General features: G+C 60.8%; 17 protein-coding genes. 8 read left to right on the plus strand and 9 right to left on the minus strand.

Features of this window, described 5'->3' with window-relative positions:
* The first annotated feature begins 74 nt into the window (after window positions 1–74).
* Entirely contained in the window at window positions 75–1,652 is a 1,578-nt protein-coding gene (locus tag NMA52_RS03005; RefSeq protein ID WP_254826156.1) for a YifB family Mg chelatase-like AAA ATPase, read from the plus strand.
* 16 nt (window positions 1,653–1,668) lie between these two features.
* Here the strand turns inward: NMA52_RS03005 and NMA52_RS03010 are convergent, their stop codons facing one another.
* The gene (locus NMA52_RS03010; RefSeq protein WP_254826157.1) at window positions 1,669–2,844 is read right to left on the minus strand and encodes an OmpA family protein; all 1,176 of its coding nucleotides are present in this window, start codon (window positions 2,842–2,844) and stop codon (window positions 1,669–1,671) included.
* Between the two features lie 112 nt (window positions 2,845–2,956).
* Between NMA52_RS03010 and NMA52_RS03015 the strand changes: the two genes are divergently transcribed.
* Entirely contained in the window at window positions 2,957–3,448 is a 492-nt protein-coding gene (locus NMA52_RS03015) for a DUF4385 family protein (protein WP_254826158.1), read from the plus strand.
* Here the strand turns inward: NMA52_RS03015 and argE are convergent.
* Window positions 3,439–4,611, minus strand: coding sequence for an acetylornithine deacetylase (argE, locus tag NMA52_RS03020; protein ID WP_254826159.1), 1,173 nt, complete (start codon window positions 4,609–4,611; stop codon window positions 3,439–3,441). The two genes, NMA52_RS03015 and argE, sit on opposite strands and share 10 nt — an antisense overlap.
* A gap of 297 nt (window positions 4,612–4,908) precedes the next feature.
* Between argE and NMA52_RS03025 the strand changes: the two genes are divergently transcribed.
* On the plus strand, window positions 4,909–5,589 hold the full coding sequence (locus NMA52_RS03025; protein ID WP_254826160.1) for a hypothetical protein: 681 nt from the start codon (window positions 4,909–4,911) through the stop codon (window positions 5,587–5,589).
* A 175-nt stretch (window positions 5,590–5,764) separates the two neighbouring features.
* Window positions 5,765–6,853, plus strand: a complete 1,089-nt coding sequence (locus NMA52_RS03030; protein ID WP_371930938.1) for a radical SAM protein — start codon at window positions 5,765–5,767, stop codon at window positions 6,851–6,853.
* Between the two features lie 9 nt (window positions 6,854–6,862).
* On the opposite strand, the gene NMA52_RS03035 is transcribed toward NMA52_RS03030, so the two are convergent.
* Window positions 6,863–7,897, minus strand: a complete 1,035-nt coding sequence (locus NMA52_RS03035) for a tocopherol cyclase family protein (protein ID WP_254826276.1) — start codon at window positions 7,895–7,897, stop codon at window positions 6,863–6,865.
* Window positions 7,898–8,028: 131 nt separating this feature from the next.
* On the opposite strand from NMA52_RS03035, the gene NMA52_RS03040 reads away from it, so the two are divergent.
* Window positions 8,029–13,977: an alpha-2-macroglobulin gene (locus tag NMA52_RS03040; RefSeq protein WP_254826162.1), complete on the plus strand. Its 5,949-nt coding sequence runs from the start codon at window positions 8,029–8,031 to the stop codon at window positions 13,975–13,977.
* Window positions 13,978–14,642: 665 nt separating this feature from the next.
* On the opposite strand, the gene NMA52_RS03045 is transcribed toward NMA52_RS03040, so the two are convergent.
* Window positions 14,643–15,368, minus strand: coding sequence for a LytTR family DNA-binding domain-containing protein (locus NMA52_RS03045; RefSeq protein WP_254826163.1), 726 nt, complete (start codon window positions 15,366–15,368; stop codon window positions 14,643–14,645).
* Between the two features lie 38 nt (window positions 15,369–15,406).
* A complete protein-coding gene (locus NMA52_RS03050) occupies window positions 15,407–16,492 on the minus strand; it encodes a sensor histidine kinase (protein WP_254826164.1) in 1,086 nt (361 codons plus the stop codon).
* A 116-nt stretch (window positions 16,493–16,608) separates the two neighbouring features.
* On the opposite strand from NMA52_RS03050, the gene NMA52_RS03055 reads away from it, so the two are divergent.
* Both NMA52_RS03055 and NMA52_RS03060 read left to right on the plus strand, forming a co-directional pair.
* Window positions 16,609–16,872: a hypothetical protein gene (locus NMA52_RS03055; protein WP_254826165.1), complete on the plus strand. Its 264-nt coding sequence runs from the start codon at window positions 16,609–16,611 to the stop codon at window positions 16,870–16,872.
* 32 nt (window positions 16,873–16,904) lie between these two features.
* Complete coding sequence (locus tag NMA52_RS03060) at window positions 16,905–18,392, plus strand: rhodanese-like domain-containing protein (RefSeq protein ID WP_254826166.1); 1,488 nt, start codon at window positions 16,905–16,907, stop codon at window positions 18,390–18,392.
* 88 nt (window positions 18,393–18,480) lie between these two features.
* On the opposite strand, the gene NMA52_RS03065 is transcribed toward NMA52_RS03060, so the two are convergent.
* From NMA52_RS03065 to bla, 3 genes are all read right to left on the minus strand, one after another.
* Window positions 18,481–19,572 carry an alkene reductase gene (locus NMA52_RS03065; protein WP_254826167.1) on the minus strand — a complete coding sequence of 364 codons (1,092 nt, stop codon included), beginning with the start codon at window positions 19,570–19,572 and terminating at the stop codon, window positions 18,481–18,483.
* Window positions 19,573–19,796: 224 nt separating this feature from the next.
* A complete protein-coding gene (locus NMA52_RS03070) occupies window positions 19,797–22,154 on the minus strand; it encodes an acyl-CoA dehydrogenase (protein WP_254826168.1) in 2,358 nt (785 codons plus the stop codon).
* Between the two features lie 141 nt (window positions 22,155–22,295).
* Window positions 22,296–23,042: a subclass B1 metallo-beta-lactamase gene (gene bla / locus NMA52_RS03075; protein ID WP_254826169.1), complete on the minus strand. Its 747-nt coding sequence runs from the start codon at window positions 23,040–23,042 to the stop codon at window positions 22,296–22,298.
* A 248-nt stretch (window positions 23,043–23,290) separates the two neighbouring features.
* Between bla and NMA52_RS03080 the strand changes: the two genes are divergently transcribed.
* The gene (locus NMA52_RS03080) at window positions 23,291–23,860 is read left to right on the plus strand and encodes a GNAT family N-acetyltransferase (protein ID WP_254826170.1); all 570 of its coding nucleotides are present in this window, start codon (window positions 23,291–23,293) and stop codon (window positions 23,858–23,860) included.
* Here the strand turns inward: NMA52_RS03080 and NMA52_RS03085 are convergent.
* Window positions 23,847–24,314: a nuclear transport factor 2 family protein gene (locus NMA52_RS03085; RefSeq protein WP_254826171.1), complete on the minus strand. Its 468-nt coding sequence runs from the start codon at window positions 24,312–24,314 to the stop codon at window positions 23,847–23,849. The two genes, NMA52_RS03080 and NMA52_RS03085, sit on opposite strands and share 14 nt — an antisense overlap.
* Between the last annotated feature and the right edge of the window lie 150 nt (window positions 24,315–24,464).

A 24,464-nucleotide genomic window follows, 5' to 3' on the forward strand; every position in this document is an offset into this window, starting at 1 on the left:
TAGGGTAACTTTGAAATTAAAAACAATTGGACGTATAATTGTCGGTGAAGAGAACGCGCTGCCAACCGTAGCGTATGTTAGTTAAGACCTTTGCCAGTGCCGTCCAGGGCGTGGACGCGCAACCCATCATTGTAGAAGTCAATGCCGGTGGCCTGGTACCCGATAACAAGCCCTGGTATAATGTGATCGGACTTCCCGACAGCGCCATCCGGGAAGGCAGCTACCGGGTAGAGACCGCGGTATGCAACAGTGGGTTCAGGAACCTTCGCCTCAAAACGGTAATAAACCTTGCTCCCGCCGACGTGCGCAAGGAAGGGGCCGCCTACGATCTACCCATCGCCGTGGCGTATCTACGGGCTACTCGCCAGATCCACTCCGACCGGATGAACAACTACCTCATGATGGGGGAGTTGTCGCTGAGCGGAGAACTGCGACCCATCAAGGGAGCCCTGCCGATCGCCATCAAGGCCCGTCAGATGGGCTACCGCGGGCTGCTCCTTCCGCGGGAAAACGCCCGGGAGGCGGCTATCGTGGACGGGATCGAGGTTCACGGACTTAGCACCCTACGGGAAGCCGCAGATTTTATCACCGGGACGATACCGGTCCCCGCGACTACGGTGGATACCCGAAAAGAATTCTTCCGGGATCGCATGTCCTTCGACGTCGATTTCAGCGACGTACGGGGGCAGGAAAACATCAAGCGATCGTTGACCATCGCCGCGGCCGGTGGGCACAACGTGATCCTGATCGGTCCGCCCGGGGCGGGCAAAACCATGCTCGCCCGTCGCCTACCGACCATCCTGCCGCCCCTGAGTCTGCGGGAAGCCCTCGAAACGACCAAAATACATTCGGTAGCCGGTACGCTCGGCGAAGACGCGGCCCTCATTACGACCCGACCGTTTCGGGCACCCCACCATACGATTAGCGACGTGGCCCTGGTCGGTGGTGGGAGCTTTCCCTCGCCGGGCGAGATCAGCCTTTCCCACAACGGCGTACTTTTCCTCGATGAATTGCCCGAATTCCGGCGCTCCGCCCTGGAAGTAATGCGGCAACCCATGGAAGAACGTCGAATCGTCATCAGCCGCGCACGGATCACCGTTGAGTTTCCTTCCAGCTTCATGCTTATTGCCAGCATGAACCCCTGTCCCTGCGGGTACTTCAATCACCCCGACCGAGACTGCGTCTGCGCCCCCGGCATCGTAAAACGATACCTCAACCGCATCAGCGGTCCCCTGCTGGATCGTATCGACCTCCACGTGGAAGTGACACCCGTGCCGCTGGAAAAGCTGACGATGCCCACGGTTGACGCCGGAGAGGAAGACAGCGCTACCATTGCCGGGCGGGTACAGGCCGCCCGCCTCATTCAGGAATCCCGTTTTTCCGATCAGAACGGAATCTACTGCAATGCCCAGATGCCCAGTCGCCTGGTACGTCAGTACTGCCGGCTCGGGAGTGCCGGGAATCGTTTACTGAAAACGGCCATGGAGAAGCTGCAACTCAGTGCCCGGGCTTACGACCGGATCCTGAAGGTCGCCCGTACGGTGGCGGACCTTGACGCCTCCGTAGAAATTCAGCCGGCTCATCTCGCCGAAGCTATCAATTTCCGTACGCTGGATCGCGGCAGTTGGGGAGACAAGGGGGCGGGCCGCTGATCCGGGCAACAATAACCTACCGGCTTGAGCGGACTTTAAGAATTTTTACCTCCACGCGCTGGTTGCGCTGGTTGCACGCCTCGGAGTCCTCCAGGCAGACGGGACGTGTCTTTCCGTAACCGCGCGGCAGCATTTGGGAAGTGCCGATGTTGAGGGACTGCAGGTAGTCGATCACGGAAATAGCTCGCTCCTGACTGATGCGGTTGGCGTACACCGGTCCGGCCCGGTAGCTTGCGTGCCCGCCAATTTCGACCACCACGTCCGTATTGTGGCGCAAGAACTCGGCGATCTCGGTAAGCGCGGCCTCGCTTTCCGGTTCTAGCTCGGCACTGTTGGCCCGGAAGGTGATGTTTTCGATTTCGAACACCTGCCCGATCTTCAGCTCGCCGCGGGTGTTGCCGAGTTCGACGACCGGGGCCTTGGGTGTTTGGGGCTTCTGTTCATTCGCCGAGCGTGGGCGTGCTCCGGATGGGGTAGTACCGGATCGTTCGGACTCGGGTGTCCGCTCCGCGAGCGACTCGTCACTATCCGGCTCCTCCGGGCGGGGCGCGTCGAGAGCTTCGTCGCAGGCCACCACGGTGATGGGCTGTACGTTATCGAGGAGAATATTACCGTTGTAGGGGAATAGGATGGGTTGCTTGTAGAAGGCCTCCAGCACGATGTAGGTGTAGTTCTGCTGAGGCTTTAGCTTAATGCGATACTCCCGCCAGTTCCAGTTGGTCACGAGGGGGCTTTCGCCCATCACCGCGCCGATATCGCATACGTCAAAGCCACCCCGGATACGCAGCTTGATGGGATTTACGTAGTTCTCGTCGTTATCCGTCAGGCGACTTTTGGACATATACAGCTCCGACCGAGCGAGTTGCAGCCGCAGCTCGTAACACTGGCCGGCGACCATCGCGACGTTCATCCGCTGACCGACGCGCTCGTGGGTGTCATTGTCCCGCGTCACCATGCCTAAGTAGGTGCGCTGGTGCTGGGCGGGTTTGACCACTTTAAACTCCCGCAGGGGATCGGGTTGAATGTCGACGGCCGACTCGCCCGGAAAGCCGCAGTCCGTCCACCCCTTCGGAGCGGCACCGACACGGGGCATGTCCTCGAAGGAGGGGTTGACCAGCGTAATGGTGCCGTCTGGCTGTGCGGTAAGCGCAAAACCGAGCAGCAGCAAGCAGGACAAATAGAAATAACGCATCTCGTTTCAGTTGTGTCGATGTGCGATCACGCAGGTGCCCGCTACATCCCATCCATAGTATAAGCCTAACGTGCGAGTCAACAAATTGGTGCAAAAATTATGTTACAGTCGGGTGCGTAAGTTCGATTATACCCGCAATTACCAGGAACTGGATCTGCGTTCGCAGCCGGAGCTGTACGCCATCGGGCGCGGCGAGCAGGGGGTATTACTGGTAGAGCCCTATAAGTCCGAGATACTGCCGCACTGGCGTTTCCGCGACCCGCCCGCGGCAACCGCGTCCGCTGATACAATTTATGAAATGTTCCTCAATTACCTTGATCGGGGGGAATTCGTTGGCGCGGACATGGCTCGCAAATTTCTTCAGATGGGGTATACCCGTAGCCGCCGGTATGCCAACTACCGGGGGGGAAAAAAGTATGACGGCCCGGTCCCGGACGACAAGAAAGGCCAGAGCGGCGCTCACGGGCGCGATCAATTGGAGCGGCAACCGGAAGATCCCGTTAAGGCGGAATCGGCGAGAATCTTTAAGGCTAAGTGGGACCAGGCAAAGGTGCATCCGGAATACCTCCGGCAGAAGGCCGCCTTTATCGAACGCTACGGCTGACTGCTCAACCGATCGATCAGCCGCCCGATCATCATCATACACCCTTCCAGCTGGTCTATCGCTACGAACTCGTTGGCGCGGTGAGCTTGGGCGATGTCACCGGGACCGCAAAGCACGCTGGGAAAGCCGGCATTAGAAAACTGACCGGCTTCGGCGGCGTAGGCAACGGTGCCGGTCCGCGAACACCCACTGATATCCTTGACCAAATCGACGATGGGAGCGTCCTCGGCGGTATCGAGCGGGGGCACGAAGGGGTGGAGGGGGAAGTGCTCGATGGAAAAATCGGGATAGATCTTGCGCCGTAGTTCCTCCCGTTGCCGGCAAAAAGTGAGGAAATCGGCAAAAAGTTGGTCGGCGTCGTCGCGGGGGATCGTGCGGTAATCCCACTCGAAACGGCAGTGATTGGCAATGATGTTGAAGGCCGACCCGCCGGCGATTTTACCGACGTGGATGCTGGTATGGTCGGGGGAGAATCGGGCGTCCGTATGCCCGGCGGCGATGAGGGCATCCATTTTTTCCTCCAGCCATACGATCAGGCGGGCGGCTTCGTGCACGGCATCCACCTCCTCCTTGATCCGGCTGCTGTGTCCCTGGCTTCCCCGGACCTCCGTAGTGTACACCATGATGCCCTTCTGACCGACCATGGGTTGCAACATCGTCGGCTCACCGATAATAGCTCCCAAAGGCTGTTCGGGATAGTGATCACGGATCGCACCGGCGATGATGTCTCCGGCCATGCAGCCGATCTCCTCGTCGTAACTGAAGGCGAAGTATACGGGTCTCCGCAAATTGGCAGCCTGCAGGCGGGGTACGGAGGCCAGACAGCAGGCGATGAATCCCTTCATGTCGCAACTACCCCGGGCAAAGAGTTTGTCGTCCTTCCGGACGAGCGTGAAGGGGTCGGTATCCCAGGGTTGCCCTTCGGTCGGAACCACGTCCAGATGCCCGCTAAGGATCACGCCTCCGTCCACGGCCGGGCCGATGCGGCAGTGCAGACAGGCTTTGGTACCGTCCGCATTCGGCACCAGCGTGTATTCCACCCCAAGGTCGGTCAGATAGCGTTCGATCCACCGAAGGATCGGGAGGTTGCTCTGGCCGCCGAGCACGGGAAAGGATACGAGGTGCGCAAGAATTTCGGTGGAGGTAAGGGAAGTGTTGGTCAAGGAGAGGTAATTGGTTGGGAGGTAAAGGTACAGAAGTCACGGGGGAGGCCCGTAGTTTTCGTCCGGCCCTACCGGTCGCAAATTTGGCAATAAAGCCGGTATCGGACCTTTCGACCTTCTTCCTTGGAAGCTCGGATGCAATCATCCCGTACCGTTCACTATTCCTGGGCCGCCACCCGCACCAAAAGCGATGAATGGGCGATTCTGCGACGGCACGGTGACCTTTTCCTTATTTTTCGTCTAAAGGGAGTGCCGGTCGTCAGATTCGCGGCCGACACTTCACAAACACTTGTCCAAATGAAAGACCTCATCTACTCCCTCACCTTCATCGCCCTGCTCGTTTTCGCCGGAGCCCGCCTTACCGCCCAGGTTACCAGCCAGGAGCAAATGATGAGTCGCGGAAACAACGACGCCCTGATCCTGGAACTGCCGAGCGCGGAAGAAAAACTGGTGAGCGACCTGTGGCAAGACTGGCTTAAGGACAACTACCGGGTCAAGACCAGTAAGACCAAAAAAGTGCGCAACGGCGAACTCTCGTCGCTGAACTTCAGCCTGCCCGGCGTCAGCGCCGGTGGGAAGGTAGATCTGTACAGCACCGTGAAGGAAGTCGGAAACGGCAGCGAACTGACCGTCTGGATCGCCACCCCCGACGGTTACGTCAGCCCGGACCTGAACCAGGGGCAGTACCTCGAAGCCGAGAAAATGCTCATGCGCTTCGCCCTCGAGGTGAGTAAGGAGCAGGTCAAGCAGGATGTGGACAGCGAAGAGGACAAACTCAAGGAACTGGAAAAGGACCTGGATCGCCTGCGCCGCGATAAGGAACGTGCCGAGAAGGATATCGTCGACGCCCAGAAACGCATTGCCGAACTGGAAGCCGACATCCAGCGCAACATCGTCGACCAGGAAACGAAGCAACAGCAGATCGAAGATCAGGTCCGCAGGGTAGAGGAAACTCGCCGCAAGCTGGAAGATTACTAGGCGCCCCGCGCACCCGGTGGGGCGGGGTTGGGCGCGGTCGGTGGGATCCACCGTCGTTTCGGAACAAGATGATGACCGTTTCCATTGTAAGGGAAAGTAGTCGTCCGTGCCCCGCCCCCTCTCCCAAGCTCCCCACATCAGTGGCCGTCTGCCGCAAGACCACGCTGATCGTCCGATCTCCCAGGCCGATGCGCCCCCGGTATCCACCTTTGCTCCCGCGCCCCGCCGCCATGCCGGCCGTTCCGCGCGCGCCTGGAAGCCTAAACACGTGTACTTCACCGCCGCCGCCTGGCAGGAAGAGCACGGCCGCCGCATTGCCGAACGGCTTGCCAAACTGGGAGTGGAATACGAGGTCATGTCCGCGAACCGGCTCCCCAAACTGGGGGGAGCGACCACCCGCGAAACCTACCGCAAGGCCAAGAATACCCTGGCGATCGTCAACGCGCCGGCCGGGCAGTTCAAGCTCACCCCGATACCCCCCTCGGCCGACTGGCAGTTTCACCTAGCCAAGGGCTGCCCGGCCCACTGCCAGTACTGCTACCTCGCCGGGAGCCTGCCCGGAGCACCGGTAACCCGTGCCTACGCGAATCTGGATCAGATCCTCGACAATCTCGCCGCCTACATCGATCCCCACCGTGCACTGACGACCTTCGAGGCCAGTTGCTATACCGATCCGCTCGGCATCGAACACCTCACGGGCTCCCTCTCCCGGGCCATCACCTGGTTCGGCGAGCAGTCCGACGCCCGCCTGCGCTGGGTGACGAAGTACGACGACGTATCCCCCCTGCTGAACCTGCCCCACAACGGACAGACGCGCTGCCGCATCAGCCTCAACGCCGACTGGGTCACTCAACGACTCGAGGGAGGGACGGCCGATCTGGAAGCCCGGCTAGTCGCGATGCGCAAACTCACCGATGCCGGCTACCGGGTCGGAGCGGTACTCGCTCCGCTGATGCCCTTCGACAACTGGCGAGTCGACTACGGGGACCTGCTTGATCAGCTCCGCAACACGCTCGACGACGGGGCCGACCTCACCTTCGAACTCATTACGCACCGCTTCACCCCCGGCTCGAAGGAGATCCTCCTGGACTGGTACCCCAACACCTCCCTGGACTTCGACGAGGAGCGCCGTTCGAAGAAGCTGAATAAGTTCGGCAGCCACAAATTTGTCTACCCCCGGGAGCAGATGAAGGAGCTAAAGGAGTGGTTCACGGAGCGCATTGCGCGCGACTTTCCGGAGGCGGAAGTCCTGTACTTTACCTGATCGATTGGCTTAGCGGGCCAGGAGGCGACGTGCATTATCGCTCACCTCGAGTCCCGCCCAGCTGGCCCGTCCACGGTAGCACTCCCGGCCATCGGTTGCTAAGCTTACCTCCAATTCGGCCCGCAGGCTTTCGTTGATCTTCCCCGTCATGGCTCCGGCGATGGGACTAGCCAGGCGCCCGCCCGCCGCCGGGTAGCCGGTAAGGGTAAGCCGGTGACGCCGGTCACGAAAAACGATGCGGACGGCCTCGGTGTCTGCCGGAAAATCAACGTCGACCCGCGCGCCCGTCCAGGTGGTGAACGTGAATAGCTGACCGTCGAGTAGGAGGGTACACAGAAATCCGGTGAAACTCGAACCCAGCCAGGGTATGCTGGCTACGCTGGCCATCAGGCTGGCCGGCTGGTCGGTCCCGGAAAGGTGGTTGCTCTGCGTCCAGATCCAGGCGTCGGGAAAGCCCGTACCCCAGTCCTTTTCGGTGTAACCCACTCCACTGCTAATGTCCACGGGGTGTCCGTTCCGGGTAATCATACCGCTAAGCCGGTGGTGCAGGCTCACCAGGCCGTGGTAACATTGCATCCCGGGTACGAAACCGTACCAGCCCATGACGCCGGGAGCCAGCGGGCGAGCGGGCCAGGGAGTGACCTCCTCCAATTTAAGATCGACGTCCAGATCGGGCAAGCTTACCCGCAGCCGGTCGGTAGCGAACTGGTGGGGTCCCAGGTCGATGTGGAACCGGTCGGTGGCCGGTGCAAAGGATTCGATCGGGTAGGAATGATAGGCGGACGTAGCGGCGACTCCGTCGAGCACCTGTAGAAACGCGTGATTGTCGCCGTTCCGGCCGTAACTGACCCCGGGAATGAAGGCGTAGGCCAGTCCCCGTTCGGGCACGACGATCTTGAAGTACCAGCCTTCGAAGTAGTTCCGGCTGCGGCCCCAACCCTGAAATCGTGGAGGATCGAAGCTGGAACGGCGGCGAAGTAAGAAGTTCTGCACCCCGGAAATATCGGATTTAATGCCGGGGTGTTCGCGCCGTTCGGCGGCCATTCTGCGCACCAACCTTCGTTCCCCCTGTTCATTTATACTTTCCTTAACGTACGTAGTCCGTGCAATCGGGTTGTCCCGTGCATCAAGGGGGCAAGCAAACCGCACTCCGTACTCCCGACATCCCGTCCACTATGCGCTACCTGACCTTCCTCCTCGCCCTGTTCTTCGCAACTTCCCTGATGGCCCAATACTCCGATCAGTACCGAAAACTCAGCGACCTGGCCGACGCCGGTAAGTACCGCAGCGCCCGGACCGTAGCCGAAGAAATATTTACGGCGGCGGAGCGGGCGGGCCACGCCGACCAGATGGTCAAGGCCCTGAATTACCGGGTAGCGTACACGGAAATGCTGGAGGAAGACGGTTCCCAGGCCGTAGTCGATCTACTGCGCGGGGAACTTGGCGAACACGGCGATAAACCGGTAGTCGCGGCGCTCGTCCACGTCATGCTCGGCCGGACGCTCCATGACTTCGCCGAACGGAACAGTTACCGACTACGCGACGCCACCACTATCGCCGGTGCCAGGGTAGGGGATTCGACCGCCCTGGCCGACTACAGTATGGAACAGCTTTTGGTGGCCGGCAGGGACTACCTGTACCAAGGACTCGACCTCGCCCGCGAAAATCAGATTGCCCTCGGTCGCATTCCCGCCCTGGTCGCGGGAGGACAAACCCGGACCGCCGAATTGCCCACGCTCTACGATCTGCTCATCGATGAGGCGATGAAGATTTTAGGTAGTTCACTCGGCTCGGTGACCGACACGCGACTTTCCAACCCCACGCGCCTGCTGCAATCCGCCCCGGCCTTCGTTCGTCTGAAGCTGGAGGAAAACTACAATCTCACCAAAGGCACGCCCCGCAAACTGCTGCTGTACCAACAGTGGATCGCTTACCACCTGAAGGAGGGTGGCCCGGCCCTGCTTCATGCCGATCTGGAACGCATGCGCTTCGTACACCGCAACGGAGCGCCGGACACGATCTACCTCGCCGCGCTGGAAAAAATGTACGAAGCCTACGCCGGCACGCCCCAACGTGACCGGATACTCACCGAGATGGCTCGCCTACTCGACCGGGAGGACGAAGCTCTCGGCGCACGCCCCCGGGTGCGGGCCCTCGAATTACTCGAGCGGGTGGGAACGGCGGACGAACTGGCCCGCGTCGAAGCCCGACAACTACGCGCATCCATCACGGCTCCCTCCCTACAGAGCCAGAACCAGTCCTACTATCCCCGGCGCCGGCATCTACTCGTTGGTCTCACCTACCGGAACGTCGAACGCGTCTTCTACCGGGTATACGCTTACGACCCGGCGGAGGAGGTGACGGGATCTTACCGTAACGACGAGCGACTGGCCGCCCTGATGAAGGGCCGCCCCGTCACTACCGGAAGCCAACGGCTGGTAGCCAACGACGATCATAACCAGCACCTTACCGAGTTGGATCTTAATCCTCTGCCCGCAGGCGGCTACCACCTCATCATTTCCAGTGAGCCGGATTTCAGCACCAAATCCGGCATGCTGACGGCCACGAGTTTTCAGGTAACGGATCTGGCCGTAGTCAAACTTACCGGCAGCGGACAGGACATCGTTCAGGTCGTCGACCGCACCACCGGAGCTTCCCGAGCCGGCATCGCGGTAGCCATTCGCCAGCAAAACCGACGCAACCGCAGCTACCTCCAGGTCGAAACCCGCCGCAGCGATGCTTCCGGAACGTTCACCCTCCCCCGCATCGAGCGCTACAATAACTACCAACTCATTCTCACCGATCCGAACTCCGCCGATCGCCTCGTTACCGAAGTCGGCGAGTACGCGAACGATGCCGGACCCAACCGGCGCACCGCCTACACCACCTTACTGACCGACCGGCCGATCTACCGCCCCGGCCAGACGATCCACGTGTATGGCCTTCGCTACCAGACGGACGAGGAGCTAATGCCCTCCATCCTGCCGAACGAACCAGTAACCGTGACCCTACGCGACGCCAATTATCAGGAAGTAGCAACCCGGGAAGTCGTTACCGATGCCTACGGCCGGTTCAGCAGCGGCTTCGACCTGCCGGCGGGCGGACTGACCGGTGAATTCAGCATCCAGACCGATAACGGCAGCGTGAGCCTGCGCGTCGAGGAATACAAACGTCCCCGCTTCGAGGTTACCCTGGACGGGCCCGATGCCGCTACGCCCGGCGAGGAAGTAACCATCACGGGCCGGGCCATGACCTACGCCGGCCCGGCCGTGGCGGATGCCCGCGTCAATTATCGGGTCTTCGTAGAGGAGGTCCGCTATATGTTCCATTACTTCCGAAACGGCGACGGCGGCGGCGGAGATCGTGAACTGGTGACCAGTGGTCGTGCGATCACCGGGCCCGACGGACGATTTTCTTTCGCGGTGATAACCCCCACCGATCTGCAGACCGACGGCTACCGACGCTACCGCTACGTGGTGGAGGCGGACGTCGCCGATGCTACCGGTGAAACCCACCAGGCAACGACCGGATTCGGAATCCGTGGCGAACGACCGGCCATCATGGTCAGTCCACGGCAAGAAACCGTAGACCGCGGCGATAGCCTACACCTCGACGTCCTCAGCGACCGCAGGGACACCAGCCTCCGGATCGCGCTGCGCATCGTTCCGGTAGAAAAACCCAACGCGGCCATCCTCCAGCGCGATTGGAGCATTCCCGACCGACCGGTCATCGAGCGCGGGACCTTCGAGCGCAACTTCCCCTACCTCGCCTACGCCCCCGTTCCGGACCTGGCGACGTGGCCGGTTACCGGGGCCGCCGTACACGCCGATCCCGCCGTTACCGTCCGAAACGGGCAGACAACGGTGACGCTACCCGCCGACTTCCCGGTGGGCCACTACCGCGTCGAGTGGACCTACGCCGATGGAACCGGCGGGGAGCCCACCACCTTTAGCGTATACAGTTCGGCGACCGCCGACTTGCCCGCCGGGGTTCTGTTCCAGCTCGACCAGGTTTCCGGGGTGGAAGTAGGGGAGCTCCTCGAACTTCAATTGATCTCGGCGATCGATTTGCCCCTGGTGCACCACCAGTGGCAGAGCCGGCGCGGTATCGAAACGGGGCGTGACAGCACCCGGGGGCGGCGGCTCACCTTTCTCTATACTCCTTCGGAAGCCGACCGCGGTGGGCTATCTTTCAAGCTGGCCTTTGTCCGTGCCAACCGGGTGTTCGAAGAGAACCGGATGCTACCCCTGACCTGGGAGAATCGCGAGCTCACCGTCACCTACGCTACCTTCCGCGACCGCTTGCGCCCCGGAATGCCGGAACGGTGGACCCTTCGGCTGAAGTCGAGCGACAGTCTGCCCGCCGCCGCGGCCGCCCTGGCTACGATGTACGATGCGAGCCTGGACCAACTCTATGCCGGTCAGGACTGGCAGTTTTCGCCCTACCCCTACTTTTACGGAGGGCGGTCGCTGCTGAACGGGGCCAGCTTCGGAAGCGACTGGGGGCGGTCTTTCGGCGCGCCCACCGATTTCGTGGTCAAGGATACGCTGCCCGGTCTCCCCCGCCTGATTCTGTTCGACGGGCTCAGAGAAACCCTGCAGGGTAAAGTGTACGGCGTGGCCGTCGAGGGCCGGGCCCGAATGCGCATGAATGCCGCCCCCGAGATGGCCATGGCCGCCGACGCTCAGGCAGCGGCTCCCGCCCCGCCGCCGCCGCCGCCCGCCGTGGAAGAAATGCGAGAGGAAGAACAAGGATCCGTACAGATTCGTACCAACCTGCAGGAGACCGCCTTCTGGCTACCGGAAATGACGGCCGGCCCCGATGGTTCCCTGGAGGTGTCCTTCACCAGTCCGGAGGCCCTCACGGCGTGGAAGTTCCGGCTCTTTGCCCACGATAAAAAACTGAACTACGTGATCTCCGAGCGGGAGATCGTCACCCAGAAGGAACTCATGGTGCTCCCCAACGTGCCCCGCTTCCTGCGGGAGGGCGACGCCATCGACCTGACGGTCCGCGTATCCAATACCACTCCCGAGGCGATGCTGGCCACCGTGGAGCTGGAACTCTTCGACCCGCTGACCGACGAAGCGATTACGGACATGGGCGGGGCCGCGGGTGCCGCGCCTTTCCGTAAAGAAGCCGAGCTTACGGGTAGTGGCTCGGTCACCCTTCGTTTCCCGTTGACCGTTCCGGAGGGGGCCGCGTTGAGGGGACCCTTAGGTTACCGGATCATTGCCCGGGCCGGAAACTTCAGCGATGGGGAGGAAAACGTAGTCCCCATCCTGACCGATCGTACCCTGGTGACTGTCAGCAAACCCTTTTACCTGCGGCGTAAGGACGACAAGTCACTTACTATCCCCGGTCTGGCCGATCAGATGAGTCCGTCCCTCACTCACGTAAGCTACACCTTCGAGGCCACCACCAATCCGGCTTGGCTCGCGCTGAAGGCGCTGCCGTACCTTATGGAATATCCCTACGATTGCACCGAGCAAGTCGTTAATCGCTACTTCGCTAATCAACTCGCGTACGTGACGGTAGCGGGAAGACCCATCTTGGAGGAAGTATTCCGCAAGTGGCAGTCCGACAGTACCGCCCTGCTCAGCGAACTCGAACAAAACCTCGAGCTGAAGAACGCATTGCTTACCGAAACGCCCTGGGTCCGGGAGGCCCAGTCGGAATCCGCCCAGCGGGCCCGCATCGCCGATCTTTTCCAGTTGAAGCGACTGGCCGTCGAACAGCGGCAGGCCCTGGATAAGTTGGCGGCCCGCCAGGGAAGTGACGGCGCGTACAGTTGGTTCCCCGACGGTCGCCCCGACCGGTACATGACGCAGTACGTACTGGAAACCCTGGCCCGCATGCGCCAGCTCGGCGTGATCGCCGATAATCAGAAAGAAACGGTTCAGCGCATCACGAAGGCCGCCGTCGGATATCTCGATCAGCAACTCGCGGACGATTTTGAGCGCTTGTTCGCCCGCGAGAGCGACGGGAGCGAGCTCCGTAAGACTTACCAGCCCTCCGCCCTCCAGGTGCACTATCTGTATGCTCGGGCCATGAGCAAGGTAAAAGCGCCCACGGATGCCCGTCCGCTGGATTTCTATCGCGAGCGCGCCTTCGCCGGATGGAAGCGTTACGGCCTGTATGAACAAGCGTTGATTGCCCTAACGGCTCAGGCCACGGATAACACCCTCGCTATGACCGTCATCGAAAGTCTGCGGGAGCGCGCGCTGCACTCGGATGAATTCGGGATGTACTGGAAATACGAAGCCGGTTACCGGTGGAACAACCTGCCCATCGAAACGCATACCCGCATCCTGGAAGCCTTTCGGTCGGTCGCTGCGCCTCAGGAGGAACTGGACGAGATGCGCCTTTGGCTGCTCACCAACAAGCGGACCAACCACTGGCCTACGACGAAAGCCACCGCCGCCGCCGTCTACGCTATACTGAACGGCGGAGAGCGCTTCGTCGCCCGGGATAACGGCCGAACGATCGATGCCAGTTGGCCCGGGACCGACGGGAACGACCTCAGCTCCCGCGTCCGCGCCCTGCAGCAAACGGCCGAAGCGGCTACGGGAGAGTTCAGCCTGCGCCTGCCCGCCAGTGAGGTAAGCAAGGAACTGGCTACCGTAGAGGTAAAAAATCGCGGGAACGACCTCGTGTGGGGAGGCATCTACTGGCAGTATACGGAACGCGCCGACCGGGTACGCCAAAGCGAAGCCGGACCGCTGTCGCTGGAACGGGAACTCTACCGAAAGGAAGCGGATCAACTGGTAGCAATCACGGAGAAGGAGCCGCTCCATCACGGCGATCGCATCACCGTCCGGCTGACGCTCCGCAGCGACCGGGATATGGACTACGTCCACGTAAAGGACCGTCGCGCCGCCACCTTCGAGCCGGTAAACGCTCTGTCAGTCTATCGCTACGACAATGGCCTCGGCTACTACTTCGCACCCGGGAATCTGGCCACCAATTTTTTCATCAGTGATCTGCCGAAGGGAACATACGTGCTGGAGTACGATCTGTTCGCAACGTACGCCGGCAACTTCAGCAGCGGACTGGGGCGGGTGGAATGTATGTACGCGCCGGAATTCGGAGGCAATACCGCCGGGGGAAGGGTGGTGGTGGAGTAGGGGGGGGTTAGTACTTTAGGGGGTTAGGGGGTAGTATGGTAGGGGGTAGTATGGTAGGGGGTAGTGTGGTAGGCAGTTAGTGCATTAGGGGGTAGTGTGGTAGGGGGTTGTATGGTAGGCCGTTAGCGCGTTAGGGGGTAGTATAGTGGGGGGTAGTATGGTAGGCCGTTAGTGCGTTAGGGGGTAGTATGGTAGGCAGTTGGTGCGTTAGGGGTAGTATGGTAGGGGGTGGTATGGTAGGCCGTTAGTGCGTTAGGGAGTAGTATGGTAGGCAGTTGGTGCGTTAGGGGTAGTATGGTAGGGGGTAGTATGGTAGGCAGTTGGTGCGTTAGGGGGTAGTATGGTAGGGGGTAGTATGGTAGGCAGTTGGTGCGTTAGGGGTAGTATGGTAGGGGGTAGTATGGTAGGTAGTTGGTGCGTTAGGGGGTAGTATGGTTGGTGGTTAGTGCGGTAGTAAACGATCCGGCGATTCCTGCAACACTTCCCATACTGCCAGATCACCGTAATACAAGACCAGATTACGCTACGTGTACCATACTACCATACTACCAACAGACTAAAGAACTACCAGCGAACGCAGTGAGCGGACTAAAGAACTACCAGCGAGCCCCGCGAGCGAAACTAAAGAACTACCAGCGAACGCAGTGAGCGACCTAAACCACCACTCACAGTTTCAGTTTCTCGATGCGATCGGCCAGTATGTCCCGGTAGCTCTTACCGACGGGTAGGGAGGTGATCTTTCCTTTCTCCTTGACTTCGACCATATTGCCCTGGAGCGCTTCGATGCGGCGCAGGTTGACGATGTAGCTGCGGTGAATGCGCTGGAAGTCGGCGGTGGGCAGTTTTTCTTCCAGCGACTTCATGGTCTGGAGGGTGATGACCCGGTCGTCGGGGAGCCGGATGATGACGTAGTCCTTGAGGCCTTCGATGTAGACGATCTCATCGATATTGACGCGAACGAGCTTCTTGTCGGCCTTCACGAAAAAGTAACCGGGGCCGCCATCCTCCACCGGAAGGGCCTTAGCCTTCTGCTTGAGGGCGGCCTGGTCGACGGCCCGGTTGCAGGCCTGCAGAAAACGGTCCATGCTGATGGGCTTGACCAGGTAGTCCAGGGCGTTAAGCTCGAACCCGTCCAGAGCGTAATTTGGGTAGGCGGTGGTGAAGATGGTTACCGGGGGATCGGTGAGTCCGCGCAGGAAGTCGGTGCCGCTCAGTTGGGGCATGTTGATGTCGAGGAACATGAGATCGACGTCTTCCCGCTTGAGTACGTCGTTGGCTTCGAAGGCGTTGTCGCACTTCGCGATCAGTTCGATTTCGGGAATGCGTTCGAGGTAAGTTTCGAGGATATCTTGGGCGAGGGGCTCGTCGTCGACGATGATGGCGTGAATCATGGGAAGGGGGATGTGTAGAGGTGTGGAAATGTGAGGGTCTAAAGCTGTAAAGTTAGGTGGATGGCGTAGGTGGACGGAGTTTCGGTGATGTCGAGTTGGTGGCGGTCGGGGTAGAGAAGTTCCAGGCGCCGGCGGACATTGACCAGCCCAATGCCCCCGCTGGGACGGGCGGTGTCGGGGGAGCGGGGAAGAACGGTCCCCTTTGAGTTCTCTAGGTCGAAGCGGATGGACTTTACCTCAACCTGAAGGATGGCGTGCACGAATCCGCCCCGAATGGCCGCGTTGATGCCGTGCTTGAAGCTGTTCTCGAGAAATGGTATGAGCAGCAGGGGCGCGATTTGCTGATCAACGACTTGTCCCTTCACCTCCAACGTGATGTCGATGCCCTCGCGTTGCCGGAGTCGTTCCAGGTCGAGATAATTGCGGAGGTAGTTGATCTCTTTGCGCAGAGGTACCTGGGGTTCGTTGCATTCGTAAAGCATGTACCGCATCATCTCGGAGAGCTTGATGACGATGTCGGGGGCTTTATCGGATTTTTTAAGGGTAAGGGCGTAAAGGCTGTTAAGGGTGTTGAAGAGGAAGTGGGGGTTGATCTGCGACTTCAGGAAGCGCAGTTCGGACTGCATCGTCTCGTTCTCGACCTCCTGTTTTTTGCGGTTTTCGGCGATCCAGTCGGTCATGATCTTGCCCATCGAGCTGACGCCCCCGATGAGGAAGTTGCCGAGGAAGTAGGCTTCCATATTGTTGAGCAGATCGATCTGCACCTTTTCCCGGTAGGAAAAGAGGAAGTACTTAATTACCAGCTCCATCGGCGTGAAGATGACCGACAGCCCGACGAGGGCGGCCAGGTAGATCCAGAAGCGACCGGGCTTCAGGTAATTTGGAAAAAGAAAGAGCAGGTTGGTGTACACCACGACCATGAAGACCACGATGGTAATCAACTCGTTGATCAGCACCAGACCGATGCTGTACTCTCCGGCCTGCAGCTGTAGAATAACGAGAATGGCAAAAAAGGCCAGCCACCCCAGTCCGTGGTAGAAGGGCCGGCGTACGAGGGTGCTGCCCAGTCGGTCGGCAAAACCGCTGAGGTAGCTGCCGGATGATTCTCTGGTAGCAACGGACATTGGGGTAAAGTACGGAGCCCCCACGGGATGGCCGCCGGATTTCTACGAACGGATTAATTGACCGGATGAGCGGGGGGGCGGCCAACCGGGGCCGGGCAAACATCGTTAAGGTCGGTATGGACGTTCTGATCATCGCCGCCGTCGCCGGTTACATCATCTTCCGCATCGGCAGGGAGGTGATGGGTAGTTTTCGTCACCCCGACGATGAAGAGTTGCTGGATTACTGGAACGAAGTAACGAAGCAAGAAGACCGCTCGGCCTACCGGCAGATCAGCGAGCACCTGGCCACCTGTAATGAGTGCCGCGACCGCCTGGACGAGCTGCGGAAGCGGCCGGGGGGACCGGGGGCGCATTCCCCCATGATCACGCGGCGGTACTAAACATCCGCCCCCCCGGGGCCGATTGTTTGGGTATGCACGTACAACGATTCCACGACGAGACCATTGATCAGTATTCTTACCTCATTTCCGACGGGAGTGAGGCCGTATGCGTAGACCCTAACCGCAACGTCGGGCCCTATCTGGAGTACCTGGAAGACCACAAACTCAACCTGCGGGCCATTGTCCTCACCCACCTTCCCGGAACTTTCGCGAGCGGGTGGGCCGAACTGCGGGAGCTTAGCGGAGCCGACGTAATCGGTGCCTCCACTTACCAGTTTCACGGAGAGGGCCGCTACCGTCAGGCCGGACGGGCCACCATGATCGAATTTGGAGACGGTTGCCACGTAATGACCCAGCTGACTCCTGGATACACGGCCGATAGCATCAGTCTGGTGGTCATGGACAAAAAGGGGGACACTCAGGGCATCTTTACCGGTCAGACCCTGCTGAAGGAAGGGGTGGGCTATCCGCTGCCCCGCCCGGAGGATATGAACCCCCTGCACGGCAAACGTACCTATGCCAAGGAGATGTACGCCAGCATCCACAACATCATCAAGGGCTTCGCGCCCCGGGCAACCGTGTACGCGGGCTTCGGGGAGGACGCTCACTTCAGTAAGATGGAAAGCTCCACCCACGGCCAATTCAACCTCACGGAAGCGCAGGCGGAGAATCCCGCGTTTCAGCATAAAACGGCGGACCTCTTCGCCGACTGGCTGCTGGAGGATTACCCCTTCGTTCCCGCCTACGTCAAGGGTTGTCGGGAAAACAATTCGGCGGGGTATCCCGTGTGGGCCGTCGCCCTCGCGCCCTTCCGCGAACTCATCGGAGACGACCACCGTCAGGCGCTGCAACTGAACCGACCGATCGTAAATAGCCAGGGAGGTGCCGTGATTTTGACACCGGAGGATGCCGCTTCCGGAAAAAACGTTGCACCCGCGTCCGCGCCCGTTGCCCTGCCCCTCGGCGAAGAAACCCTGATCATCGATACCCGACCCGCCGTGGATTTTCGGGCCGGGCACGCGCTGAATGCCATCAACATCCAGGCGGAAGGTCCTTTTGCTTTGTGGCTCGGATCGATCGTGCGGCCGGGCGAGGACTTCTACGTACTGGTCGATAGTGAAGAAAATGCCTACCGGGTGGCACAGTCCATCGCGAAGATCGGCTACGACCGGCAGGTAAAGGGGGTCGTCCGCTGGACCGGCGGACTGAACGAACGGATAGAAACCCCGCTCGACCTGAAGGATCTGAAGGAACACCATACGGGGAAGTACACGATCGTGGACGTACGCCCACCGGCAGCCGCCGTGGAGGATACCCGGTTTTACGGAGCCCTCAACGTGCCCGTGTGGACACTGCGCGACCGGTGGCGGGAAATACCGCAAGACCGGCCCATCGTCGTACACTGCGGTGGAGGATACCAGTCGGCCATCGGAGCCAGCATTCTACGGAAACAGCTGGGGGACCGCGTAGCCGTCTACGACCTCGGCAAGCAAGTGGAAAAGTTTAAGGCGGACCGGTAGCCAAGGAACCGAGACTACTCGAAACAAGCAAAAGGCCCGATCGTCAACTGACGATCGGGCCTTTATCATTCTAGCGGGTCCTCCTGAATCAGACGGATTCCGCCAGGGTGGGGTAGGTGATGTACCCTTCGGGGCCGGGAGTGTAGAAGGTGTCGTAATCCGGGACGTTCAGTTCGGTACCCTCACGGAACCGCTCGACCAGATCGGGATTGGCGATGAAGGGCCGGCCGAAAGCGACGAGGTCGCACCGTCCGGTGCTAATGTCTTCTTCGGCCCGGTGAGCGTCGTAACCACCCGACAGGATGAGGCTGCGGCTAAATACCTCGCGGATTTTGGCTTTGATGGCATCGGGTACGGGCGGCGCGCCCATATCCTCCTGATCCACGAGGTGGAGGTAAGTAACGCCGATCTCGTCGAGCAGCCGGGCGGCTTCGGTGAAGGTCTCATCCACGGTATCGAAGGTTCCCATTTCGTTAAAGACGCCGTAGGGCGACAGCCGTACGCCGAGGCGGTCTCCCCCGATCGCGGCTGCGGTGGCCTCCGCTACGTTGCGCAGGAAGCGCAGACGGTTCTCTACCGATCCGCCGTACTGGTCGCTGCGCCGGTTGGTCCTGGGATGGATGAATTGCTCGAGCAGGTAGCCGTTGGCGGCATGTAGTTCCACCCCGTCGAAACCGGCCTGGATGGCGAGCTTGGCGGAGTGAGCGTATTCTTCGACGGTAGCGGTGATGTCCTCGATGCTCATTTCCTCCGCCAGCGGGATATCGAGCATACCCTTACCGTCGACGTACATCTGGGTTTCGGTCAAGGCTACGGGGCTGGGGGCGAGGACGCGGGCCCCGGCGGGTAGATTGTCGGGGTGGCTCACGCGGCCGCAGTGCATTAACTGCATGAAGATCTTGCCGCCTTGCTCGTGCACGGCCGTGGTGATCTTCTTCCAGCCTTCCATTTGCTCGGCCGAAAAATTGCCGGGAATGCGGGGGTAACCGAGTCCGTTGGGGCTCGGAGAGGTGCCTTCGCTGATGATCAGACCGGCGCCGGCACGGTTGCCGTAGTAGGTGGCCATCAGGGAATTTGGCACATTGCCCTCCGCCCGGGAGCGTGTGAGGGGGGCCATGACGGCGCGGTTCTTCAGGGTGATCTTGCCGAGTTGATACTCGGATAGGAGATGGTTTAGCATGGGTATGGGTTTGCCAGTGTAACGGGGTCACCCGGTCGGGAGTTCTGATTGATGTAGGTACACGGGAATATTTACACGGGGGTGACGGGGAAATGGCGCTGGAGGGCTACAGCGGTCCAACGGCTATAGCGGTCCAACGGCTATAGCCGTCCAACGGGGTTACCCGACCCGGTCCGGCACATGAAATCGCCACGGAGGATTCCGATGACTCAAGAAGCGAAAGCTTACGCCAGCGCGATCGGCGCACCCAGCAACTCGTCCGGTATCCCGAAACCATCGACCAACACGCCGGCTTCCGGCCGCAACTCCGCGCAGAGGATGTCCACCAGCTTGCGGATGGCCTTGCTCTTCGGCCCGCTGATGTAGCCGCTCTCGAGGTACCAGGCCGCGTGACCCTCGATGGTGTGAGCCGCGTAGAGGGTGATCACTTTTTCCAAAAGTTGCGCGGCTCCGTTGGATGGTTCCGAACCCTCCGACGGATGTCGCGCCCCATCCAGCCCGTCCACCCGCCGCAGGCTCTCGTCCAGCACCAGTTGCTCTACGTAGGCTTCGGCGGCGGCAATCATGTGGGTCTGGCAGAGCAGTCCAGCTTCGTACGCGCTCTTTCCGTCCTTGATGTATGCCCGTAATCGCTGGGCTAGAGTGCTTACGAGCCGTCGGGCACGGAAGTGGAAGGCCGACTGGTAGAAGCTCCGACTCTCCAGGTGTTCGCGGTCGGTTTGCCGTACTACGTAGGGGTTCTGTTCGGTGACGATGGTGGTTACCCGCCGCCCGAGGTACTTCAGCACCGCGATGTTCCCGTCTTCCTGAAAGCTCTTGTTGAACTCCGTCAGCAGGCTTTTGGCCAGCAACTGCATCAGTACGGTATTATCCCCCTCGAAGGTGGTGAAGATATCGGTGTCCGCCTTCAGGTCGGCAAAGCGGTTCTCGGCCAGGTAGCCCTTTCCGCCGGTAGCCTCCCGGCCTTCCTGGATGGCGGCGGTCGCGAACCAGGTGGCGTAGCTCTTCAGGCCGGCGGCCATGGCCTCGATCTCGCGCATCTGCTCCTCCGTGCGGTTGACGTAGCGGTCCAGCAGGTGATCGAGTCCGAACTGCACGGCGTACGCTTTCGCCACCAGGGGCAACAAACGCCGCTGCTGGTTCGGGTAGTCGAGAATAATGGTTTCCGAGCGCAACGATTCCCCGGGAAACTGCCTCCGCCGCAGTCCGTAGCGCACGGCAATGGTCAGGGCCGATTTGGCGGCGCTCAGTCCGGCCCGCGGCACGAATACGCGACCACCTACAAGCGTGCCCAACATGGTAAAGAAGCGACGGCTCGGACTTTCGATCGGACTCTCGTAGTTCCCCTCCGCGCTAATGCCGCCGTATTTGTCCAGCAGATTATCCACCGGCACCCGCACCTGATCGAACCACAGCCGACCGTTGTCGACGCCGTTCAATCCGAGCTTATAGCCATTGTCCTCCACCCGGATGCCGGCCAGCGTATGTCCGGCCTCGTCGCGGATCGGCACCACCACCGCGTGTACGCCGTGGCTTTCCCCGTCCACGATCAACTGACAAAAGACCGCCGCCATCCGGCTGTGCATGGCATTCCCTATGTACTCCTTACCGGCCGTGATGCTGGGCGTATGTACGATGAGTTCGCGGTTCTCGTGGTCGTACACGGCGGTGGTTTCCAGTCCGCGTACGTTGCTGCCGTGGCCGGTTTCGGTCATGGCGAAGCACCCCGGGAGTTCCAGCGTGCCCGTCTCGCGGAGGTAGGCCTCGTGGTGGCGTTTGGTGCCCAGATTGTAGATCGCGCCGCCCCAGAGTCCGAACTGGACGCCGAACTTAATGGTCAGGCTGAGGTCGTGGTAGGCGATGGTCTCGAAGGCCGCGGCGTAGTCTTGCATGCTTCCCTGACCGCCGTATTCGCGGGGATACGACAGGGCGCCGATGCCTTCCCGGGCAAGTTCCTTGCACCAGCGCAGGACCTGTTCACGGTAGTCTTCCTTGATGCGCAGGATGGTGCGTTCGAAGGAGGGGCGTAACAAAATCTCCTTCACCCGCCGGATGACCTCGGCGTGAGGCCCCTCCAGAATTTGCTGCAAATGGGCCGGATCCACGCTCGATTCCCGGATAGCCTCGTTCAGTTTCTCCCGTTCATCGTAGCGGGGGAAGAGACTACGGTAGGTGTCCTCCCGTACGCCGCCGAGCCCCTGTTCAATCTGGAGGAGGGCGGGAAGTTGCTCCCGCCAGTAGTCGGCCCGGGCCTCGGGATCGCTTTCGGCGGCCTGCCCGAGCCAGGTGCCCAGTTCGGCCAGACTGGCAGTGCGATCAGTGGGAAGGGCTTCGGCGGCCCGGCGCGTATTGGTCAGCCACTGCTGAAACCGTTCCCGGCTGGGCGGATGCACGGGATCGCTCCAGTCGCTCAGCACCCTGCGGTCGTCTTCCGTCAGGAAAGGCAACTGGGCCGCCTCCCGCCGCAAGGATTCGATTTCCGGTACGCTTAGGTGGCGGTCCGACCAGGCCGCGTACAGAAACGGAAGCATTGCCTGTATGCCGGGAGAAAGGTAGGTGTTGGTTTGGAGGTCGGCGCCCATTCTTCGTAGATGTTTTGTTATCAACGTCAGATCACGCGCGGGGGTTGGGCGGCGGCGCGCGGGTGCTACGGAGTATAAGAAAGCAACGGACTCCGGTGACGGGCGGGGCGTTTGTACATACCCGGGGAGTCTGTCGGGGCCTTACTGCTTATCGGCCGCGAAGAGGTCAATGGTAAAGTCCAGCAACTCCGGACCTCCCGCCGGTCCGTGGCCGGGTACGACGTGCCGAACATTCGGATAGGCCTCGCGGATACGTTCGATAGTGGCCGACCACTGGCTGACGTCCGCATCTTCCAGGTTCCCCTTGCCCGCGCCCCACGATTTAACGAGACAACCGCCGAAGAGCACTTCCCCCTCTGGCACGTAGGTGACGATATTATCCGTGGTATGTCCGGGGCCGAAGTAACGGTTGATAACCGGATGCTCACCGACGGTCAGCGTAAGGGTGGAATCGAAATCGTGTCGCGGGACCGGATTTCCGCCCGCCGTCGCCCGGTCGATCGTTTCGTGGAGAGCGTACGACGGAATGCCCCGTGCGTGGAATGCCCCGAGCCCGCCTACGCAATCCTCGTGGAAATGGGTGGCTACCACCGCCGTCACTCTAGCCTGGAGGGCGGTATCGATCCAGGAAAGGAGGGCGCTGGTGGCGGCATCGTCGGTGGGCGCGTCGACGACCACGGCCTCCGAGCCGCTTACGTAGAGCACACCATTACACGCCACCCGCCCGTAACCCTCGACCTCGAGGTAGCTCACGTGGACGAAGGTGGTTGGCGTAAGGGAATGAATTTCTAGGGACGGACTTTGGTAGCGAACGGGCGGTGCGCTCTGGGCCTGTACCAATACGGGAAGATGGAGGACGAACAGCAGGAGTAGGAATTTAATGCCCATCAATTTGTTGCTTTTAAGCTCAACACCCGTTGGACGGGGTCACCCCGTCCAACGGGTGTTGGTGAATGTAGGTGACAGGGTGGGTAATCTATTTCCCGCCGTGCATCCTTGCCGTAAAGCTACGGTGGCCACCGCCGATGAAAAAGTGGGCCGCAGGGCTTACCTTAGGACTACCGGATTCGTCCGCTGCTTTGCCCAAATCGCTGCTCCCGCGCCCCGCCGCCAGCCGTACCTAAGACCTGACCCTCATGCTGCGAACCGAACGTCTGCACCTGCGCCCCTGGATGATCAAGGACGTGCCGTCGCTGGCCGCCATCAATGCCGACCCCCGGGTGATGGAGCACTACCCCCGCACCCTGAATAAGCGGGAAACGGACGCCCAGGTACGACGATTTCGTGCGCACCACAAGGAGCACGGCTTCTGTTATTTCGCCGCCGAGCAGCACGCCGATAAGCGGGTCGTGGGATTCGTCGGTCTTGCCCGACAGGATTTTCCCGCCTACTTTACCCCCTGCGTAGACATCGGTTGGCGGCTACACCCGGAAGTGTGGGGACAGGGACTCGCGCTGGAGGGCGCCCGGGCGTGTCTGGCCCACGCTTTCGAAACCCTGCAACTAGGCGAGGTGATCGCCGTAACGACCCACCGCAACCTGCCTTCCATCCGGATCATGCAGCAACTTGGTATGCACTACCGGGGGGCGTTCATTCATCCGCGCTTGCCGCCGCGTTCCCGCCTGCAACCCTGCTTAGTGTACGCCGCCACTTCCGACCGGAAGGACGACGGTGACGGAGAGCCGGCGGAGATCAGTGCAGACTGATGATGCGGTGCAGCTGCCATTTTTCCCCCGACTGCCGCCACACGGCCACGAAACGGCCCGGGACGGAAGGCGCACCGGGTTCCGCGGCGTTCTCGAACCGGTGGTAGCCCAGCTGAACCGCGCCGAAACCGGGAATGGGATACACCTCCACGGTTTCGGGCAGCAGGTAGCGGGTGACCTTGCCGCAGATGTTGGCCTTCAGCGCCTGGATCAGATCTTCCTTCGAGGTCGCTAACCCGCCGCGGTCGTGGTAGAACTCGAAGTCGTCGGTATACATCGCGGCCTGGGTGGTAAGATCGCAGTTGTTGTAGGCATCGAAGTATCGTTGGTCCATGGCCAGGATGGTCTGGTGCAGCTGGGTGTCGACGGGGGTATAGTTCGGGATGGGGGATTGGCCGCGGAGGGTGGTCGTGGTCAGCAGCGCAAGCACAAGCGGCAGGAGGGGAGATTTCATCGGAGGGTGAGGATTTATCAGGTGATAGTAATATAGGGACTCTGGTGCCGGTCCGGGCGATCTGGAGGGGCAGCGGCGCGGTCGGAGACCGCCCTATACTTCGCGGCCGGAGGCCGCATCGTACTTCGCGGTCGGAGACCGCATTGTGCT

Source organism: Lewinella sp. JB7, from assembly GCF_024297185.1.
In the GTDB taxonomy this organism is placed as follows: domain Bacteria; phylum Bacteroidota; class Bacteroidia; order Chitinophagales; family Saprospiraceae; genus Neolewinella.

Excerpts from the sequence above, each read along its gene's own strand:
- NMA52_RS03005 (WP_254826156.1), top strand. The coding sequence starts at position 75 with ATGTTAGTTAAGACCTTTGCCAGTGCCGTCCAGGGCGTGGACGCGCAA.
- NMA52_RS03010 (WP_254826157.1), bottom strand. The coding sequence starts at position 2,844 with ATGCGTTATTTCTATTTGTCCTGCTTGCTGCTGCTCGGTTTTGCGCTT.
- NMA52_RS03025 (WP_254826160.1), top strand. The coding sequence starts at position 4,909 with ATGAAAGACCTCATCTACTCCCTCACCTTCATCGCCCTGCTCGTTTTC.
- NMA52_RS03035 (WP_254826276.1), bottom strand. The coding sequence starts at position 7,897 with ATGGCCGCCGAACGGCGCGAACACCCCGGCATTAAATCCGATATTTCC.
- NMA52_RS03040 (WP_254826162.1), top strand. The coding sequence starts at position 8,029 with ATGCGCTACCTGACCTTCCTCCTCGCCCTGTTCTTCGCAACTTCCCTG.
- NMA52_RS03045 (WP_254826163.1), bottom strand. The coding sequence starts at position 15,368 with ATGATTCACGCCATCATCGTCGACGACGAGCCCCTCGCCCAAGATATC.
- NMA52_RS03050 (WP_254826164.1), bottom strand. The coding sequence starts at position 16,492 with ATGTCCGTTGCTACCAGAGAATCATCCGGCAGCTACCTCAGCGGTTTT.
- NMA52_RS03055 (WP_254826165.1), top strand. The coding sequence starts at position 16,609 with ATGGACGTTCTGATCATCGCCGCCGTCGCCGGTTACATCATCTTCCGC.
- NMA52_RS03060 (WP_254826166.1), top strand. The coding sequence starts at position 16,905 with ATGCACGTACAACGATTCCACGACGAGACCATTGATCAGTATTCTTAC.
- NMA52_RS03065 (WP_254826167.1), bottom strand. The coding sequence starts at position 19,572 with ATGCTAAACCATCTCCTATCCGAGTATCAACTCGGCAAGATCACCCTG.
- NMA52_RS03070 (WP_254826168.1), bottom strand. The coding sequence starts at position 22,154 with ATGGGCGCCGACCTCCAAACCAACACCTACCTTTCTCCCGGCATACAG.
- bla (WP_254826169.1), bottom strand. The coding sequence starts at position 23,042 with ATGGGCATTAAATTCCTACTCCTGCTGTTCGTCCTCCATCTTCCCGTA.
- NMA52_RS03080 (WP_254826170.1), top strand. The coding sequence starts at position 23,291 with ATGCTGCGAACCGAACGTCTGCACCTGCGCCCCTGGATGATCAAGGAC.
- NMA52_RS03085 (WP_254826171.1), bottom strand. The coding sequence starts at position 24,314 with ATGAAATCTCCCCTCCTGCCGCTTGTGCTTGCGCTGCTGACCACGACC.